At 55.9% G+C, this 18,349-nt stretch carries 17 protein-coding genes; 10 read left to right on the plus strand and 7 right to left on the minus strand.

What is annotated here, in order from left to right; translation table 11 throughout:
- The first annotated feature begins 262 nt into the window (after window positions 1-262).
- Both mltA and tcdA read left to right on the plus strand, forming a co-directional pair.
- Window positions 263-1,360, plus strand: coding sequence for a murein transglycosylase A (gene mltA, locus ABLV07_RS23715; RefSeq protein ID WP_015369941.1), 1,098 nt, complete (start codon window positions 263-265; stop codon window positions 1,358-1,360).
- 79 nt (window positions 1,361-1,439) lie between these two features.
- On the plus strand, window positions 1,440-2,249 hold the full coding sequence (gene tcdA, locus ABLV07_RS23720) for a tRNA cyclic N6-threonylcarbamoyladenosine(37) synthase TcdA (RefSeq protein ID WP_015703318.1): 810 nt from the start codon (window positions 1,440-1,442) through the stop codon (window positions 2,247-2,249).
- A gap of 444 nt (window positions 2,250-2,693) precedes the next feature.
- Here the strand turns inward: tcdA and csdE are convergent, their stop codons facing one another.
- Both csdE and csdA read right to left on the minus strand, forming a co-directional pair.
- Window positions 2,694-3,125: a cysteine desulfurase sulfur acceptor subunit CsdE gene (csdE, locus tag ABLV07_RS23725; protein WP_020078046.1), complete on the minus strand. Its 432-nt coding sequence runs from the start codon at window positions 3,123-3,125 to the stop codon at window positions 2,694-2,696.
- A complete protein-coding gene (csdA, locus tag ABLV07_RS23730) occupies window positions 3,125-4,330 on the minus strand; it encodes a cysteine desulfurase CsdA (protein ID WP_015369944.1) in 1,206 nt (401 codons plus the stop codon). Before csdA ends, csdE begins: the two co-directional genes overlap by 1 nt.
- A gap of 432 nt (window positions 4,331-4,762) precedes the next feature.
- On the opposite strand from csdA, the gene gcvA reads away from it, so the two are divergent.
- Genes gcvA through rlmM form a run of 3 tightly spaced genes read left to right on the plus strand, consistent with a single transcriptional unit; the run spans window position 4,763 to window position 7,212 of the window.
- Entirely contained in the window at window positions 4,763-5,680 is a 918-nt protein-coding gene (gene gcvA, locus ABLV07_RS23735; RefSeq protein WP_015369945.1) for a glycine cleavage system transcriptional regulator GcvA, read from the plus strand.
- Between the two features lie 43 nt (window positions 5,681-5,723).
- Window positions 5,724-6,119 carry a DUF423 domain-containing protein gene (locus ABLV07_RS23740; protein WP_015369946.1) on the plus strand — a complete coding sequence of 132 codons (396 nt, stop codon included), beginning with the start codon at window positions 5,724-5,726 and terminating at the stop codon, window positions 6,117-6,119.
- Complete coding sequence (rlmM, locus tag ABLV07_RS23745; protein ID WP_015369947.1) at window positions 6,112-7,212, plus strand: 23S rRNA (cytidine(2498)-2'-O)-methyltransferase RlmM; 1,101 nt, start codon at window positions 6,112-6,114, stop codon at window positions 7,210-7,212. The genes ABLV07_RS23740 and rlmM overlap by 8 nt, the downstream gene beginning before the upstream one ends.
- A gap of 43 nt (window positions 7,213-7,255) precedes the next feature.
- Here the strand turns inward: rlmM and xni are convergent, their stop codons facing one another.
- The 5 genes from xni to queF form a co-directional block, all read right to left on the minus strand.
- Entirely contained in the window at window positions 7,256-8,014 is a 759-nt protein-coding gene (xni, locus tag ABLV07_RS23750) for a flap endonuclease Xni (RefSeq protein ID WP_015369948.1), read from the minus strand.
- 152 nt (window positions 8,015-8,166) lie between these two features.
- Window positions 8,167-9,534: an L-serine ammonia-lyase gene (locus ABLV07_RS23755; RefSeq protein WP_015369949.1), complete on the minus strand. Its 1,368-nt coding sequence runs from the start codon at window positions 9,532-9,534 to the stop codon at window positions 8,167-8,169.
- 66 nt (window positions 9,535-9,600) lie between these two features.
- Complete coding sequence (locus ABLV07_RS23760; protein ID WP_015369950.1) at window positions 9,601-10,890, minus strand: HAAAP family serine/threonine permease; 1,290 nt, start codon at window positions 10,888-10,890, stop codon at window positions 9,601-9,603.
- 491 nt (window positions 10,891-11,381) lie between these two features.
- Window positions 11,382-12,749 (minus strand): nucleotide 5'-monophosphate nucleosidase PpnN, encoded by a 1,368-nt coding sequence (gene ppnN, locus ABLV07_RS23765; RefSeq protein ID WP_015369952.1) that lies wholly within the window; start codon window positions 12,747-12,749, stop codon window positions 11,382-11,384.
- A gap of 112 nt (window positions 12,750-12,861) precedes the next feature.
- Entirely contained in the window at window positions 12,862-13,707 is an 846-nt protein-coding gene (queF, locus tag ABLV07_RS23770; RefSeq protein ID WP_015703314.1) for an NADPH-dependent 7-cyano-7-deazaguanine reductase QueF, read from the minus strand.
- 68 nt (window positions 13,708-13,775) lie between these two features.
- Here queF and syd point away from each other — a divergent pair, with 68 nt between their 5' ends.
- The 5 genes from syd (at window position 13,776) to ABLV07_RS23795 (ending at window position 18,349) form a co-directional block, all read left to right on the plus strand.
- Entirely contained in the window at window positions 13,776-14,321 is a 546-nt protein-coding gene (gene syd, locus ABLV07_RS23775; protein WP_015369954.1) for a SecY-interacting protein, read from the plus strand.
- A 630-nt stretch (window positions 14,322-14,951) separates the two neighbouring features.
- Window positions 14,952-15,281 (plus strand): YqcC family protein, encoded by a 330-nt coding sequence (locus ABLV07_RS23780; protein ID WP_045388938.1) that lies wholly within the window; start codon window positions 14,952-14,954, stop codon window positions 15,279-15,281.
- A complete protein-coding gene (truC, locus tag ABLV07_RS23785; protein WP_047052747.1) occupies window positions 15,281-16,075 on the plus strand; it encodes a tRNA pseudouridine(65) synthase TruC in 795 nt (264 codons plus the stop codon). Before ABLV07_RS23780 ends, truC begins: the two co-directional genes overlap by 1 nt.
- Window positions 16,076-16,080: 5 nt before the next feature.
- Window positions 16,081-16,524, plus strand: a complete 444-nt coding sequence (locus ABLV07_RS23790) for a flavodoxin (RefSeq protein ID WP_348853844.1) — start codon at window positions 16,081-16,083, stop codon at window positions 16,522-16,524.
- Window positions 16,525-16,996: 472 nt separating this feature from the next.
- Entirely contained in the window at window positions 16,997-18,349 is a 1,353-nt protein-coding gene (locus tag ABLV07_RS23795) for an MFS transporter (RefSeq protein WP_015369959.1), read from the plus strand.

Consider the following 18,349-nt stretch of genomic DNA (forward strand, 5'->3'; position numbering starts at 1 on the left):
CGACCTTCGGGTTATGAGCCCGACGAGCTACCAGGCTGCTCCACCCCGCGTCCGTGGAAGCGCACTATACTCCGCTAGCGTTCTGATGCAACCTTTTTTCGTAGAAATCGTCAATTTTGTAAAAAACGGCGGCTAAAAATACAGTAATGGGCGAATTTTTACACAATTTGGGCTGCGGGGCGCTTTCGTGCATTTCATTAGCCGCATGGGTTTGTTATCTTCATCACGCACTAAGGCTTAGCAGCAATAAAGAAGAGATACCATGAAAGGACGTTGGGCAAAATATGTAGCGACGGGGGCAATGCTGGCGATGCTCGCCGCCTGTACCTCGAAACCGACCGATCGCGGTCAGCAATATAGTGATGGCAAGTTTACCCAGCCGTTTTCATTGGTAAACCAACCTGATGCGGTAGGCGCGCCGATTAACGCCGGCGACTTCTCCCAGCAGGTTGGTCAGATTCGTAGCGCCTCTCCGCGTCTCTATAATAGCCAGAGCAGCGTCTATAACGCGATTCAGGAGTGGCTGCGTTCCGGCGGCGATACCCGCACGTTACGCCAGTTTGGTATTGATGCCTGGCAGATGCAGGGGGCTGATAACTACGGCAACGTGCAGTTTACCGGCTACTACACCCCGGTCGTACAGGCCCGCCACACTCGCCAGGGCGAGTTCCAGTATCCTATTTACCGTATGCCGCCGAAAAACGGCAAGCTCCCTTCCCGCGCCAGCATCTATGCCGGAGCGCTCAGCGATAACTACGTGCTGGCCTACAGCAACTCGCTGATGGATAACTTCATCATGGACGTGCAGGGCAGCGGCTATATCGACTTTGGCGACGGTTCGCCGCTTAACTTCTTCAGCTACGCCGGGAAAAACGGCTGGCCTTACCGTAGTATCGGTAAAGTGCTTATCGACCGCGGCGAAGTGAAGCGGGAAGATATGTCGATGCAGGCGATCCGTGAATGGGGCGAAAAGCATAGCGAAGCGGAAGTCCGCGAGCTGCTGGAGCAGAACCCATCTTTCGTCTTCTTTAAACCGCAGTCCTACGCGCCGGTGAAAGGGGCGAGCGCGGTACCATTGATTGGCCGCGCGTCGGTCGCCTCTGACCGTTCGATTATTCCGCCGGGAACCACCTTGCTGGCCGAGGTGCCTCTGCTGGATAATAACGGTAAGTTTAACGGTCAGTACGAGCTACGCCTGATGGTGGCGCTGGATGTCGGCGGGGCGATTAAAGGCCAGCACTTCGATATCTACCAGGGCATCGGCCCGGATGCGGGTCATCGCGCCGGTTGGTATAACCACTATGGCCGCGTGTGGGTACTGAAAAACGCGCCAGGCGCCGGTAGCGTCTTTAGCGGTTAACGTTTAAACGTCCGAACGTGTCTAACCCGGATCCGCGCAACGCGCCGGATCCGGGGTCTCTACTTTATTCTGAGGTTTTATGTCTGTAGTAATCAGCGATGCCTGGCGCCAGCGGTTTGGCGGCACGGCGCGTTTATATGGCGAAAAGGCGCTGCAGTGTTTTGCCGAGGCGCATGTTTGCGTAGTCGGGATCGGCGGCGTCGGCTCATGGGCGGCGGAAGCGCTGGCGCGTACCGGGATTGGCGCGATTACGCTGATTGATATGGATGATGTTTGCGTCACCAATACCAATCGCCAAATCCACGCCCTTGGCGGCAACGTTGGGCTGGCGAAAGCGGAAGTGATGGCCGAGCGTATACGTCTGATTAACCCGGAGTGTCGGGTCACGGTTATCGATGATTTCATCACGCCCGAGAACGTAGCGGAATACCTGGGAGCGGGCTTTAGCTATGTCATCGACGCGATCGATAGCGTCAGGCCAAAAGCGGCGCTGATCGCCTGGTGCCGCCGTTATAAAGTACCGTTGGTGACGACCGGCGGAGCCGGCGGGCAAATCGATCCGACGCAGATCCAGGTGGCCGATTTGGCGAAAACTATTCAGGATCCGCTGGCGGCGAAACTGCGCGAACGGCTGAAAAGCCAGTTTGGCGTAGTGAAGAATAGTAAAGGAAAGCTGGGCATTGATTGCGTCTTCTCGACCGAAGCATTGGTCTACCCGCAGGCGGATGGCAGCGTATGTGCAATGAAAAGCACGGCGGAAGGGCCGAAGCGGATGGATTGCGCCTCCGGTTTTGGCGCGGCGACCATGGTGACGGCGACCTTTGGTTTTGTCGCCGTATCCCATGCGTTGAAGAAGATGTTGGCAAAAGCGCAGCGTCAGGGGGAATAGTCCGGCAGGCGTTTCCTTTATTGGCCTGGAACCGTAGATACTATTATTAGTTTGCAACGGTTTTGGTTGGGGATAAACATGTGCTTTGTGTTAATTCAAAGCACATTGCGCTCCCGATATTTCTTCTGCGTTATGGCACTCATGGCGCAGGGAGCGCACAGAGGGCGGCCAGTCGCCGCCGCCCTCTGTACTCCCGGGCTCTGGCCGCCAAAATCGCCACTTCGTGGTACCTTCGACTTATCCCTGCAGGCTTCGGGTCGGGCCGAGGCAGCGTCCGTGCAAAACACGGCCCTCAGCCCGCATCCATGCGGGCTGCCCCGGCCTGCCGGGAACGTCTCAGCGATTTTGAGGCCCCCAACACCGGCAGTTTCAGTCAGCATTGATGCGGTTGTAGTGGGAGTAGCCCGGCTCAGCGTAGCGCAAGCCGGGGAGACGGCGTTTGAATTAGTTCTCGCGGGCGGCGGCGAGCACCGCGTCGCTTAGCGCCTGCAGCCCCTGGCTGCGCGAAGCGCTAAGCTGCCCGCGCAAACCCAGCTCATCGAATAACGCCAACGGATCATTAGCTAAAATCTCAGCGGCGCTTTTTCCTTCGCAGGCGGCTAACAGCACCGCCAGCAGGCCGCGCACGATACGCCCTTCGCTATCGCCAAAGAAGTGCATCTTGCCCTCAGCATCAACCTGATACCCCAGCCAGACACGGTTTTCGCAGCCGGCGATCTCTTTCGCCTGCGCCCGCTGGTCATCCGTTAATGGCGGCAGTTTCTTACCTACTAAAATCAACTGGCGGTACTTATCTTCCCACTGAGTTAGCGGGGCGAAGATTTGGCGCAGCGTCGCTTCGCTGAGCGCGGCGCTTAAAGGTTGGGAGGTCATCATTAATCCACCAGTATTTCCAACGCGCGGTCGATAGCGTGCACCAGCGCATAAACATCATCTTGCGTATTGTACGGCGCGAATGAGGCGCGCAGCGTACCGCTGACGCCTAATACCGCCAGCAGCGGTTGCGCGCAATGCTGCCCGGCGCGTAGCGCAATGCCGGACTCCGCCAGCAACGTAACCATATCGCTATGGTGTACGCCCTCGAAATCAAAGGCCAGCAGGCTCGAATCCTGACAGCGGAACGAACGAAAACCGGGCCGCTTTGCCAGCTCATCTTCCGCAAGCGTCGCCAGGCTACGGCTCCAGCTTTCCGCCTGTGTAAGATCGATTTCCTGCAGCCATTCCAGCGCGGCGCTGAGGCCGATAACGCCGGCGACGTTGGGCGTCCCGGCTTCAAGCCGCCAGGGGGCGGGCTGGGTTTTAAAGCCATCGAATGAGACTTCAGTAATCATTTTGCCGCCGCCGAGCCATGGCGACATCTCCGCCAGCAACTCGCTTTTGCCATACAGCGCGCCAATACCCGTTGGGCCATACAGCTTGTGGGCGGAGAAGGCATAAAAATCGATATCCAGCGCCTGCACGTCGGCCGGAAAGTGCACCGCGCCCTGCGCGCCATCAACTATCACTATCATTCCCGCCTGATGGGCGAAATCAATAGCAAGTCGCAGATCGGGGCAGCCGCCGGTGACGTTAGACATCTGGCCAATCGCCAGCACCCGGCTGCGCGGAGAGATAAGCGAAGGCAGTTGCGCGACATCCGGCAGACGATCGGCGCCCAGCGGAAGCTTGACCACCCGCGCGCCGGTTTGTTCGGCAACCATCAGCCACGGCACCAGGTTGGCGTGGTGTTCGGCTTCGCTGACGATTATTTCATCGCCAGGATGCAGGCGCGGGCGCACGTAACTCTGCGCGACCATATTGATGGCTTCGGTGGTGCCGCGGGTCCAGACGATATCTTTGCCGGAAGAGGCGTTAAGCCAACTGGCGACGCGTTCGCGCGCCGCCTCGTAGCGCTCGGTAAGACGCTGGGCGGCGGCAAACTGGCTGCGGTGGACGTTGCCGGCGCTCAGACGATAAAACTGGTCGCTGGCATCGATCACGGCCAGCGGTTTTAGCGCCGTCGCCGCGCTATCCAGGTAGACGCCGGCATCCGCCAGGGCTGGAAACTGGGCGCGGAAGTGGGCGGGATTGAATGCGTTCATGGAATTCCTCATATCGATATCACGATCGTCGCGCAAATTCCCCATTAGGGCAAGGCTGGTGATAGCGAGGAGGCGGGGAGAACGGTGATTTTTCGGCAAAAAAAAGCACCGCGCATTGCGGTGCTACATTAAATCACTATGGACAGACAGGGTAAATGTACAGGAAGTGAAAAGGTAGCCTTGCTACCATGGTCTGCAAACCCAGACCAATTGCAAACACAACAACACAACATCACAACCGTAAGCCAAAAGCTTGTTGGAACACGCATTCCAAAAAAAGCTTTTCGTTCCGGCTCAGGAAGTGCCGCCACTATAGGTATTTGCTGGTAGAACCTCAACGGACAATTTATAATGGCTCAGATAAAAAAAACTAATAGGTTAACTGTTGTTTCCTATTTGTTAAAACTCGTTAACATCTCAGTCAGAATAACCATGTCGAAGCGATTACCACCTCTGAATGCATTACGTGTTTTTGATGCAGCCGCACGTCATCTGAGCTTCACTCGCGCAGCCGATGAGCTTTTTGTGACGCAGGCCGCAGTAAGTCACCAAATCAAGTCACTAGAGGACTTTCTGGGCCTGAAGCTGTTTCGTCGACGCAATCGCTCGCTGCTGTTAACGGAAGAGGGGCAAAGCTATTTTCAGGATATTAAAGAGATTTTTTCGCAGCTCACCGAAGCGACGCGTAAACTGCAGGCGCGCAGCGCGAAAGGGGCGCTAACTGTTAGTTTATTGCCCAGTTTCGCCATTCAGTGGCTGGTGCCGCGACTCTCAAGCTTTAACTCAGCTTATCCGGGGATCGACGTGCGGATCCAGGCGGTGGACCGTCAGGAAGACAAACTGGCCGACGACGTCGACGTAGCGATTTTCTATGGCCGCGGCAACTGGCCGGGGCTGCGTGTTGAAAAACTGTACGCCGAATATTTACTACCGGTTTGTTCGCCGTTGTTGTTAACCGGTGACAAAGCGTTGAAAACGCCTGCCGATCTGGCGCAACATACGCTGTTACATGATGCCTCTCGCCGCGACTGGCAAACTTATACCCGGCAACTGGGTCTAAATCATATCAATGTGCAACAGGGACCGATATTCAGCCACAGCGCGATGGTGCTGCAGGCGGCAATCCATGGACAAGGCGTCGCACTGGCCAATAACGTTATGGCCCAGTCCGAAATTGAAGCAGGCCGTTTGGTCTGCCCGTTTAATGATGTTCTGGTCAGTAAGAACGCGTTTTACCTTGTTTGTCATGACAGTCAGGCTGAACTGGGTAAAATAGCCGCTTTCCGCCAGTGGATTTTAGCGAAGGCGGCGAGCGAACAAGAAAAATTCCGCTTTCGTTACGAACAATAACGGCCTGATGACCAGGCGTTAACTGACTTTGTAGGGTATCAACATGACCAGCCGTTTTATGCTGATTTTTGCCGCCATCAGCGGCTTTATTTTTGTGGCTCTGGGCGCCTTTGGCGCACACGTATTAAGTAAATCGCTGGGTGCGGCCGAAATGGCCTGGATCCACACTGGCCTTGAGTATCAGGCGTTTCATACGCTGGCGATTTTAGGCCTGTCTGTCGCCATGCAGCGGCGGATAAGTATCTGGTTTTACTGGAGCAGCGTGTTTTTGGCGCTGGGAACCGTGTTGTTCAGCGGCAGCTTATATTGCCTGGCGCTGTCGCATTTACGCCTGTGGGCGTTCGTTACCCCGGTAGGCGGCGTCTGCTTCCTTGCCGGTTGGGTATTAATGTTAATTGGTGCAATTCGTCTGAAACGTAAGGGCGTTGTTCATGAATAAGGTTGTCCTCTATTGTCGCCCCGGGTTTGAGAAAGAGTGCGCAGCAGAAATTACCGATAAGGCAGCCCGCCTTGAGGTATTTGGTTTTGCCCGGGTCAAAGACGACTCCGGATATGTGATTTTTGAGTGCTATCAGCAGGGCGATGGCGAGAAGCTGGTGCGCGATCTACCGTTTAGCTCGCTGATTTTCGCGCGTCAGATGTTCGTTGTTGGCGAACTGCTGCGCGACCTGCCGCCGGAAGACCGCATCACGCCGATCGTCGGTATGCTGCAGGGCGTGGTGGAAAAGGGCGGCGATCTGCGCGTTGAGGTCGCGGATACCAACGAAAGCAAAGAGCTGATGAAGTTCTGCCGCAAGTTCACGGTGCCGCTGCGCGCGGCGCTGCGTGAAGCCGGCGTGCTGACCAACTATGAAACGCCGAAGCGTCCGGTGGTGCACGTGTTCTTTATCGCACCCGGCTGTTGCTATACCGGCTATTCCTTTAGCAATAACAACTCGCCGTTTTATATGGGGATCCCGCGCCTGAAGTTCCCTTCCGATGCGCCGAGCCGTTCGACGCTGAAGCTGGAAGAGGCATTTCACGTCTTCATTCCGGCGGATGAGTGGGACGAGCGTCTGGCGAATGGCATGTACGCGGTGGATCTCGGCGCCTGCCCGGGCGGCTGGACCTATCAACTGGTGAAGCGCAACATGTGGGTCTCTTCGGTCGATAACGGCCCGATGGCGCAGAGCCTGATGGATACCGGACAGGTGACCTGGCTGCGTGAAGATGGCTTCCGCTATCGTCCGAACCGCAATAACATCTCGTGGATGGTGTGCGACATGGTTGAGAAACCGGCGAAAGTGGCGGCGTTAATGGCCCAGTGGCTGGTGAATGGCTGGTGCCGCGAGACCATTTTTAACCTCAAGCTGCCGATGAAAAAGCGCTATGAAGAGGTGTCGCAAAACCTGGCCTATATCCAGGCGCAGCTTGATGAGCACGGAATTAACGCGCAGATTCAGGCCCGTCAGCTGTATCACGACCGTGAAGAAGTGACCGTACACGTGCGTCGCCTGTGGGCGGCGGTCGGCGGCCGCCGCGACGAGCGCTAATCAGCGCTCAGCAGACCCGGCCACGTATTAGCGCGGCCGGGGATCACGCGGATGGCAAACGCAGCTGCTGTAGGTTGCCATCGAGCTGTAAATCCGTTTGCAGGCGGGCGATTTCCCGGCAGGTAAACGCCATCTCTTTATGCTCTTCAAGCTTCTTACGCCACTTCTCCGGCACTTCGGCAAGCCGCGCGTAGATGCCTTCTAAATCCTGATAATCCGTTAACAGCTGCGCCGCGCTTTTCGGCCCAATCCCGGCAACGCCCGGGACTTTCGAGCTGCTAATTCCCGCCAGGCCCCAGTAGTCCGGGAGCTGTTCCGGCGTCACGCCGAATTCATTGGCGATAAACGGCGCATCCAGCCAGCGTTTCTGGAAATAGTCGCGGATGCGAATGGTCGGCGACAGCAGCTGACAGTAGCCTTTATCGGTCGAAACAATAGTCGCCTGATGTCCGGCCTGGGCAACTTTAACGGCGAGCGTGGCCGCCAGGTCGTCCGCTTCGCTGCCGGGCAGCGCCCAGCAGCGGATACCGCGCTGTTCGAAAGCCGCCCGCAGCGCCGGCATTTCCGCTTCCAGCGTTTCCGGCATCGGCGCGCGCCCGGCTTTATAGTCCGGCAGCCGCTGGTGGCGCCAGCCGTGGGTGCGGTCTTCATCGTCGAACACCGCCACGGCGTGCGTCGGCTGGCTGTGGACGATAAGCTGTTCGAGGGCGTGCAGGCAGGTATCCGCGCAGGGGGAACCCTGCACCGCATGAATACGGCGGATCAGATTGAGCGCGTCGACAATTAACAGATGAACAGCCACAAGATATCTCCCTTTGTTCTCAGGCTATAAGGGTAACATCGGTGGCAATACGAGGCTATTGGTAGCGCGAAGTTCGGGAAGCAGGCTCGCAGAATGAGCCAGGGCTGGAGGAGAGTTGGCCCGACATGCCGAAGCGTGCCGGGCCAGAGGCGTTAATCGCAGGCGACGATTTTCATCGCCAGGCCGCCGCGAGAGGTTTCGCGGTACTTGGCGTTCATATCTTTGCCCGTTTCATACATGGTCTCGATAACCTTATCGAGGCACACGCGCGGTTCGCTGGTACGGCGCAGGGCCATGCGCGCGGCGTTAACCGCTTTGACCGCCGCGATGGCGTTACGCTCGATGCACGGTACCTGCACCTGGCCGGCAACCGGGTCGCAGGTCAGGCCGAGGTTATGTTCCATACCGATTTCCGCGGCGATGCACACCTGGGCCGGGCTAGCGCCCAGCAGCTCCGCCAGACCGGCCGCGGCCATCGAGCAGGCCACGCCGACTTCGCCCTGGCAACCGACTTCGGCGCCGGAGATAGAGGCGTTCATCTTATACAGCGAACCAATGGCGCTGGCGACCAGCATATAGCGGGCCAGAGAGTTAGCGTTCACCTTGCGGATAAACTTGTCGTAGTAGGCCAGTACCGCAGGAACGATACCGCACGCGCCGTTAGTTGGCGCGGTCACCACGCGGCCGCCGGCGGCGTTCTCTTCGTTCACCGCCAGCGCGAACATGTTGATCCAGTCCACTACCGCCATCGGGTCGCTGTTGGTATTGTCCTGGCTTACCAGCATGCGGCGCAGCGCGGCGGCGCGGCGCGGAACGCGCAGTTTGCCCGGCAGCACGCCTTCAGTGGTAATGCCGCGCTCGATACCGGCGCTCATCACTTCCCACACCGCGGCGAAGTGCTGTTCCAGCTCTTCTTTGCTGTGCAGCGCCAGCTCGTTTTGCATCATCAGACCGGAGAGCGACAGGCCGGTTTCATTGCAGTGTTTCTGCAGGTCGGCGGCGTTTTTGTACGGATAAGGCACAGCAACCGGCGCCTCGGTGGTCAGGCCGAAGTGCTCTTCATCGACGATAAAGCCGCCGCCGATGGAGTAGTAGGTCTGGCTGTAGAGCACCTTGTCGCCGCCCAGCGCGGTAATGCGCATGCCGTTCTCATGCAGAGAAAGGTTGTCGGCATGGAAATTCATGCACTGGTCGACAGGGAACTCGACTTCGTGCTGACCGTTCGCCAGCAGCAGGCGGCCGTGGGTGTTAACGTCCTGAATAAAGCCCGGGATCGCGTCGATGTCGACGGTATCCGGCAGATTGCCGGCCAGTCCCATGATAATGGCGATATCGGTATGGTGGCCTTTACCGGTCAGAGACAGGGAGCCGTAAACGTCGACGACGACTTTGCTGACGTCGGCCAGCAGGCCGCGCGCAATCAGGTCGTCAGTAAATTGTTTGCCCGCTTTCATCGGTCCAACGGTATGGGAGCTGGATGGGCCAATGCCGATTTTGAAAATATCGAATACGCTGATCATGATGTATTCCAGTACTGTCGGAAAGCGCGCCGCCGTTAAGCGGCGCGAGGGGAGGTCTTAAGAGAATTAGCTGAACAGAGAGTAGAAAATCGCGGAGATGGCAATCAGGCCCATAATCACAACGAAGACGTTGCTGATGTGGCCGCTGTATTTGCGCATGGCCGGAACTTTCTGGATAGCGTACATCGGCATCAGGAACAGAATCATCGCGATAATCGGACCGCCCAGGGTCTCAATCATGCCGAGGATGCTCGGGTTCAGTGTGGCCACAATCCAGGTGGTGACCAGCATAAACAGCGCGGTCAGCTTGTTCAGTTTGTTGATTTCGATGGTCTTGCCTTTGCCGCGCAGAGACTTAATCACCATGCCGTTGAAACCTTCACGAGCGCCCAGATAGTGGCCGAGGAAGGATTTGGTGATAGCGATCATCGCGATGATCGGCGCCATCCAGGCGATAACCGGTGCGTTAAAGTGGTTCGCCAGGTAAGACAGAATCGAGATGTTCTGCTCTTTCGCCGCCGCCAGGTCCGCCGGAGACAGGCTCAGTACGCAGCTGAAGACGAAGAACATAACGGTCAGCACCATCATGATGTGAGCGCGCGCCAGGATGCTGGAGCATTTCTTCTCTGCGCCTTCGCCGTACTCTTCACGCTTCGCTACCGCGAAGGAGGAGATGATCGGCGAGTGGTTAAAGGAGAAGACCATTACCGGGATCGCCAGCCACAGGGTCATCAGCAGACCGTTACCGGTTGTTGACGCGCTGCTCAGCGACAGGGTTTCCAGCGCCGCGCCGTTCCATTGCGGGATCAGGTACAGCGCCAGAACCATCAGCGCGATAACGAACGGGAATACCAGGACACTCATTGCCTTAACGATCATCTGCTCGCCGAAACGCACGATGGTCATCATGCCGACAATCAGAATCAGGGACAGAATGGCGCGCGGCGGCGGCGTCATGTGCAGCTGGTGCGCCATGAAGCTTTCGACGGTGTTGGTGATCGCCACGCTATAAACCAGCAGGATCGGGTAGATTGCGAAGAAGTAGAGCAGCGTAATCAGTTTACCTGCGCCTACGCCAAAGTGTTCTTCAACGACTTCGGTAATGTCTTCGCCCGGATTTTTACCGGACAGCACGAAGCGGGTCATACCGCGGTGTGCGAAGAAGGTCATCGGGAAGGCCAGAATCGCCATGATAATTAGTGGGATCATACCGCCGACGCCGGCGTTGATTGGCAGGAACAAAACGCCCGCGCCGATCGCCGTGCCGTACAGGCCCAGCATCCACATGGTATCCGTTTTGCGCCATCCGCTGCGGGATTCACCCGAAACGATAGTGCTGGTTTGTGTGGTTTCCATCTGTATCTCCTGGAGGAATCAACAAAATCTAGTAAATAAAAACGATTAAATAATATGAAATTCGTTGCTTTACGGTTTTTTAGAAATTTTCTCCGTAACAATTGGGCGGCAAGATACATTTATATCGGAAATGCATCAGTGATCGGGATCCCAAATGCAATAATCCACTTTAAATATGAACGTTTTTAGCCCAACAGTCTGTTTATGGTGATCAGCCAGATAAATGTGGCGCGAAGGCTATCATTTGCAGCACATGAGATAAAAGCTCTGTTACCAAATAACGAGGTTTTTGCTGCAAAAAAGTGATGTAAACGACGTTTTTTCGCCTTAATGTTATTTTTATGGTGAATTTTATTGCTCTTTTTGGAAACGCAAACGTTTGGCTATATGGAAACTCTACGAATCATTTATTAGAAAAATTAATTAACTGGAAACAGAGGGGGAATGCCCGGGCAAGGTATCGACCGCCGCCCGGGAGAGGTATTACGTTATCAGGAGCAGATTTCGTAGCACGGAATGTAGGCGCTGCCGCCCGGAAGCTTCATGCGGTGCTGGGCAACGAAGCCCTGCAGCAGATCGTCCATGCGGCGCATCATTTCCGGATCGCCATGCAGCTTGTAAGGGCCATATTTCTCGATGGCCTGAATACCGACTTCTTTCACGTTGCCGGCGACAATCCCGGAGAAGGCGCGACGCAGGTCGGCGGCCAGCACTTCCACCGGTTGGTCCGGATAAAGTTTGAGATTGGCCATATTGTCGTGCGTCGGATCGAACGGCATCTGCAGGTCCGGCGAAATACGAATCGACCAGTTGAAGCTGTAGGCGTCGTCGGTTTCGCGGCGGCTCTCTTTGACCAATGGCATCGCTTTTTTCATCTGGCGCGCCACTTCCGCGGCATCGTCAATAATAATGCGATAGTGGCGGCGAGCCGATTCGCCGAGGGTATGAACGATGAACTCGTCCAGCACGCGGAAGTAGTCGGCGCTCTCTTTCGGCCCGGTGAGGATAAGCGGCAGCACCTGCGCCTTGTTATCCGGATGCATCAGGATGCCCAGCAGATAAAGCAGCTCTTCCGCAGTACCCACGCCGCCGGGGAAGATGATAATACCGTGGGCGATGCGCACGAACGCTTCGAGACGCTTTTCGATGTCCGGCATGATGATCAGTTCGTTGACCAGCGGATTTGGCGGCTCAGCGGCGATAATGGAGGGTTCGGTCATGCCGATAAAGCGGCTGTCTTTATAGCGCTGCTGGGCGTGGCCGACGGCGGCGCCTTTCATTGGCGCTTCCATGGCGCCTGGCCCGCAGCCGGTGCAGATGTTCAGTTCGCGCAGGCCAAGCTGGGTACCGACGCGGCGCGCGTACAGGTATTCATTTTCATTAATAGAGTGGCCGCCCCAGCAGACAATCATATTCGGCGCTTCGCCGACGTGCAGCGCGCGGGCGTTGCGCAGAATCGAGAACACCAGGTTGGTGATATGAATTGAGCTTTCGAGATCGAGATTCGGGAAGCGGACGGTGTTGTGGATCTGCCCGTAGACGAACAGGATATCGCGCAGCACGGCAAACAGGTTGGCCTGCAGGGAACGGATAATACGGCCATCGACGAAAGCGTCTTCCGGCGGGTTGATCAGTTCCAGCTTCACGCCGCGTTCGCGGCGCAGCACGTTAATATCGAAGTTTTCAAAACGAGACAGTAGCTCCTTGCTGTTATCGGTCAGGCTCCCCGAGTTGAGCACAGCAAGCGAGCAGTTGCGAAAGAGTTGATACAGGTCACTACTGGCGGTGCGTTTAAGCATATCCACTTCCAGCTGTGACAGCATATCCATTGAACCAAGCGGGCTAACGTGTGTAATCAAGTGAACTCCTTACAGGACGATTATCGTCTTCCTGTGATTACAATAGCCCTGGCCGTAGTATTTCCACAACCTTGCGTACGCGTTAACGCACGCAAAGTGTGAAAAATTTCGCTTATTGCCGCGCCAGACGGCCGGTTGCCGGCACGAATTCACCGTTGCTGCGCCACGGATTGATATCCAGGCCGCCGCGGCGGGTGTAGCGAGCGTACACGGAAAGCGATTCCGGGCGGCAGAAACGCAGCACATCATTAAAGATGCGTTCGACGCACTGTTCGTGGAATTCATTGTGGTGGCGGAACGACACCAGATAGCGCAGCAGTTTTTCGCGATCGATTTTCGGCCCGCGATACTGAATCTGTACCGAGCCCCAGTCCGGCTGGTGGGTGATCAGACAATTCGATTTCAACAGATGGCTGACCAGCGTCTCTTCGACGACTTTGCCGCTGGCCGCGTCCTGCAGGTAGTCGGCGCTGAACTGATAGTTATCAATCTCGATATCCTGATCGTCGATGCAGGTGCCATGCAGATGGGCGACCGGTTGCCCTTCCAGCTCATCGAGTCGGTACAGCGAAACCTTGACCTCGCCCTGGGCGCAGGCGCTGAGATCGCGGGTTAGCGTGGCCTGAACTTCCTGCCAGTCGGCGAAGCGGGTCTGGTTGAAGCTGTTCAGGTACAGTTTGAAGCTTTTCGATTCCACCAGATTGATGGTGGTATCGCTCAGTTCCACGTAGCCGACGGCGACCTGCGGCAGGCCTTTGGCGTTCAGCCACGACAGCTCGTACAGCGTCCAGATATCGGTGCCGTGGAACGGCAGATTATCGGCATGCAGGCCGAGCGGATCGCGGTTCAGGCTGCGGGGCACGCCCTGCAGCAACGAAGCGTCATAGGTATCGCGGTAATCCGTTGATTTACCGAGCGTCAGGCCGGCCAGCGCCTGATGATTATCGTAAGAAGACATGTTTCACCATAGTAAAGCGGGTACACTATATGCCAAGTGTATCCTGTCTAACGTGAAGAGAGAAACCGGTGGATCATCAGACCATAGAAGCGCTGCAATCATTTACCCAACGTTACTGCGATGCGTGGCAGCAGCGTTATGCCAGCCTGCCGCGTAGCGAAGACCTTTATGGCATCCCATCTCCCTGTATTAGCGCTAGCGAAGACGATGCCGTTTTCTGGCAGCCGCAGCCGTTTACGTTAGAACACCATCTCGATGGGGTTGAACGGGCGCTGGAGATTGTGGTACAACAGCCGATTCATAGTTATTATACCACTCAGTTCGCTGGCGATATGCACGCCCGCTTCGCGGAACAGAACCTCACTCTGCTGCAGGCATGGAGCCCGGATGATTTCCAGCGAGTACAGGAAAACCTCATTGGTCACCTGGTGGTACAAAAACGTCTGAAGCTATCGCCGACGCTGTTTATCGCCACGCTGGATAGCGAACTGGAGGTTATTTCGGTCTGTAACCTGAGCGGCGAAGTGATTAAAGAGACGCTCGGTACTCGAAAAAGAGAGACCCTTTCCCACTCGCTTGCGAGTTTCCTGAATCAGCTTGAGCCCCTTCTGTAATCCATTTCCCCAAGTTGTTTGTGAGAGATCTCTTACAAGACCTGTAAGAGATCGTCATCATTTTCAGCAATTTTTTACGTAGTGATTACATATAACCCATTGTTATTTAATGATTTGATGATTGTGTGCGCTTTTGGTTTGGCCACTAATCTTAAGAGATTGTCGTAGTAAGTCTTGTAAGAAGAGGCGGAATCAGTGATCCTATGTGCGTCGACAGGAAGTCGCGGATGAAGAGAACATCAGGATGATGGCTCTTCTACAGGACCCGCCAGGATGGCGTTGCAAGGACAGGCTTCAGGATGAAGCAAGGATAACGCAGGAAAGCGTAAAGGACACCTCCAGGATGGAGAACGAGAGCCGCTCAGGATGAACGGTGGATCAGGAAGATCTGGACACACTTAGGGATAAGTTATTTCACATCGGGGTGGTGTGAAAGCAGGATGCGCTAGTTTATGGATGAACTTGGTCAGGAGACCTCAGGAAAAGTTTTCAAGGACGAGCAGGGAGCACCAATGTAGCTGGAATGCTGCAAAACGAACCGGGAGCACTGTTTATACAGTGCTCCCTTTTTTTATTTCTCTCGCGGATTTGCTATCCTGCGCCCGGTTTACAATTCATCGAGGTTTCCCCATGACCCTTCACGCTAGCGTGCGCGATCGCCTGCACGCCATTGAAGCGCTGCTGCGCGAAACAAACCACTGGCAGGAACAGGCCCCGGATAGCCGCGCTTTCGCCAGCGAGCAGCCGTTTTGCCTGGACACGCTCGAGCCGCTGGAATGGCTACAGTGGGTGCTGATCCCACGTATGCATCAACTGATTGCCAGCGGTATGCCGCTGCCGCAGAACTTTGCCGTCGCGCCCTATTACGAGATGGCGCTGGATAAAGCCCATCCGGCGCGCGAAGCTATCGTGGCTGAGCTACTGCTGCTGGATGCATTATTCGCGGACGAAAACGCCTGATGCTGGAGATTATTTATCAGGACCAGTGGCTGGTGGCGGTGAACAAACCATCTGGCTGGCTGGTGCATCGCAGTTGGCTGGATCGCGATGAGAAAGTGGTGGTGATGCAGACCGTGCGCGATCAAATTGGCCAGCACGTCTTCACCGCTCATCGCCTGGACCGGCCGACTTCCGGCGTGCTGCTGATGGGATTATCGAGCGAAGCCGGCAGGCTGCTGGCGCAGCAGTTTGAACAACACCAGATGCAAAAACGCTATCATGCGATCGTTCGCGGCTGGCTGACTGAAGAGGATGTACTGGATTACCCGCTGGTGGAAGAGCTGGACAAAATCGCCGATAAGTTCGCTTGTGAGGATAAAGGCCCGCAGCCGGCGGTGACCCACTATCGCGGGCTGGCGACGGTAGAAATGCCGGTCGCCACCGGCCGTTACCCGACCACCCGCTACGGGCTGGTGGAGCTGGAGCCGAAAACCGGGCGTAAGCATCAGCTGCGTCGCCATTTGGCCCATCTGCGCCATCCGATCCTCGGTGACAGCAAACATGGCGATCTACGGCAAAACCGCAGCGCCGCTGAACATTTCGGCTGTAATCGCCTGATGCTGCATGCCAGTCAGCTGTCATTAACGCATCCGTTTACCGGCGAGCCGCTGACGATTCGCGCGGGTCTGGATGATGTCTGGATGCGCGCGCTGTCGCAGTTTGGCTGGCGCGGGCTTCTCCCGTTAAATGAAAGGGTTGAGTTTGCCGACGACAGCGGTCAGGATGAGAGTATCGCGGATAATCCAGGGAGATAATCACTATGGCAGAAGTCGGAATTTTTGTCGGCACGATGTACGGAAACTCGCTGTTGGTCGCCGAAGAGGCGGAAGCCATTCTGGGCGGGCTGGGGCATAAAGCGACGGTCTTTGAGGACCCGGAAGTAAAAGACTGGGAATCCTATACCGGCAAATACGTGCTGGTCGTGACCTCGACCACCGGGCAGGGCGATCTGCCGGACAGCATCGTTCCGCTGTATGAAGGCATTAAAGATATGTATCAACCGCATCTGCGCTACGGCATTATCGCGCTTGGCGATAGTACCTACGCCAACTTCTGCGGCGGCGGTAAAACCTTTGATGCATTGCTGCAGGAGCAGGGCGCACGTCGTATTGGCGAGATGCTCACCATTGACGCCAGCGAAAACCCGGAGCCAGAAAGCGTTTCCAACCCTTGGGTAGAAGCGTGGGCTAAACTGCTCGACTAATCCTATTAAGAACGCCCTCTCCCTACGTAGAGGGCGCGCTTAAGCTGCCAGTGGCCGGATAAACGGTCAGGGTTATCTTACCGCTCTCCATCGCGCCCGGCTTCGGGCATCTGCCTGATAACCACTTTATCGATATGGCTTTTTTCTTTGCGTTTCCCCGGCGTCAAGAGAGCCGATTCACACTCTGAAGGTAATGTCGTCCATCGACCCATCAGCGGGCGGCGGTTTTCCATTTCCGTGAACTACTCCCCACAACCTTAGGCATACGCCATAAACTAACGCAGTATCACCCGCTAAAGCTGTGTATATGCACGGTGAGCCCGCCGACGCCTCTTTTTATACTTTTCCTGCCAGTGACAAAAGCAGTACGCCAGATATAACGAAAAAAACACTAACACGTCATTCTGATTACCCTACAGGTTGTGCTGTTCAGAATGAACGTAGCTAAACGCTATGATTCAGGAGTACAACAATGAGTTCATTAAGTCAGGCTGCGAGCGCCGCTGAAAAGCGCACCAATGCTCGCTATTGGATAGTGGTGATGCTGTTTATCGTCACATCCTTTAACTATGGCGACCGCGCGACGCTGTCGATCGCCGGTTCTGAAATGGCCAAGGATATCGGCCTCGATCCTGTTGGCATGGGTTACGTTTTTTCCGCGTTTTCATGGGCCTATGTGATCGGACAGATCCCAGGCGGCTGGCTGCTTGACCGCTTTGGTTCTAAACGCGTCTATTTCTGGTCCATCTTTATCTGGTCCGTGTTTACCCTGCTGCAGGGCTTCGTGGATATCTTTAGCGGCTTTGGCATTATCATCGCGCTGTTTACCCTGCGCTTCCTCGTCGGCCTTGCCGAATCGCCCTCGTTCCCGGGTAATAGCCGCATTGTGGCCGCCTGGTTCCCGGCGCAGGAGAGAGGGACGGCGGTATCGATTTTTAACTCCGCGCAGTATTTTGCCACCGTTATTTTCGCGCCGATTATGGGTTGGTTGACCCATGAAGTGGGTTGGTCGCACGTATTCTTCTTTATGGGCGGATTGGGTATTGTCATCAGCTTCGTGTGGCTGAAAGTGATCCACGATCCCAATAACCACCCAGGCGTTAACCAGAAAGAGCTGGACTACATCGCCGAAGGCGGCGCGTTGATCAACATGGATCAGAAGAGCAGTGCGCAGAAGGTGCCCTTTAGCGTAAAAATGGGCCAAATCAAGCAGTTGATCGGCTCGCGAATGATGGTCGGGATCTATATCGGCCAGTACTGCATCAACGCGTTAACCTACTTCTTTATCACTTGGTTCCCGGTTTATCTGGTGCAGGCGCGCGGCATGTCGATCCTCAAAGCGGGCTTTGTCGCCTCGATTCCGGCGGTGTGTGGCTTTGTCGGCGGCGTGTTGGGCGGGATTATTTCCGACTGGTTGATGCGCCGTACCGGCTCGCTGAATATCGCGCGTAAAACGCCGATCGTACTGGGTATGCTGTTGTCCATGACCATGCTGATGTGTAACTACGTCAACGCGGAATGGATGATCATCGGCTTTATGGCGATGGCCTTCTTCGGCAAAGGCATTGGCGCGCTGGGCTGGGCGGTAATGGCGGACACCGCGCCGAAAGAGATCAGCGGCCTGTCCGGCGGTCTGTTCAACATGTTCGGCAATATTTCCGGCATCGTCACCCCTATCGCTATCGGCTATATCGTCGGCACCACCGGCTCTTTCAACGGCGCGCTGATTTACGTCGGTATCCACGCTCTGGTGGCGGTATTCAGCTACCTGGTGCTGGTTGGCGATATCAAACGTATCGAACTTAAACCGATTGCGGGGCGTTAA

Origin of the sequence: Klebsiella sp. CN_Kp097, from assembly GCF_040064495.1 — a bacterium.
Classification (GTDB): Bacteria; Pseudomonadota; Gammaproteobacteria; order Enterobacterales; family Enterobacteriaceae; genus Klebsiella; species Klebsiella aerogenes.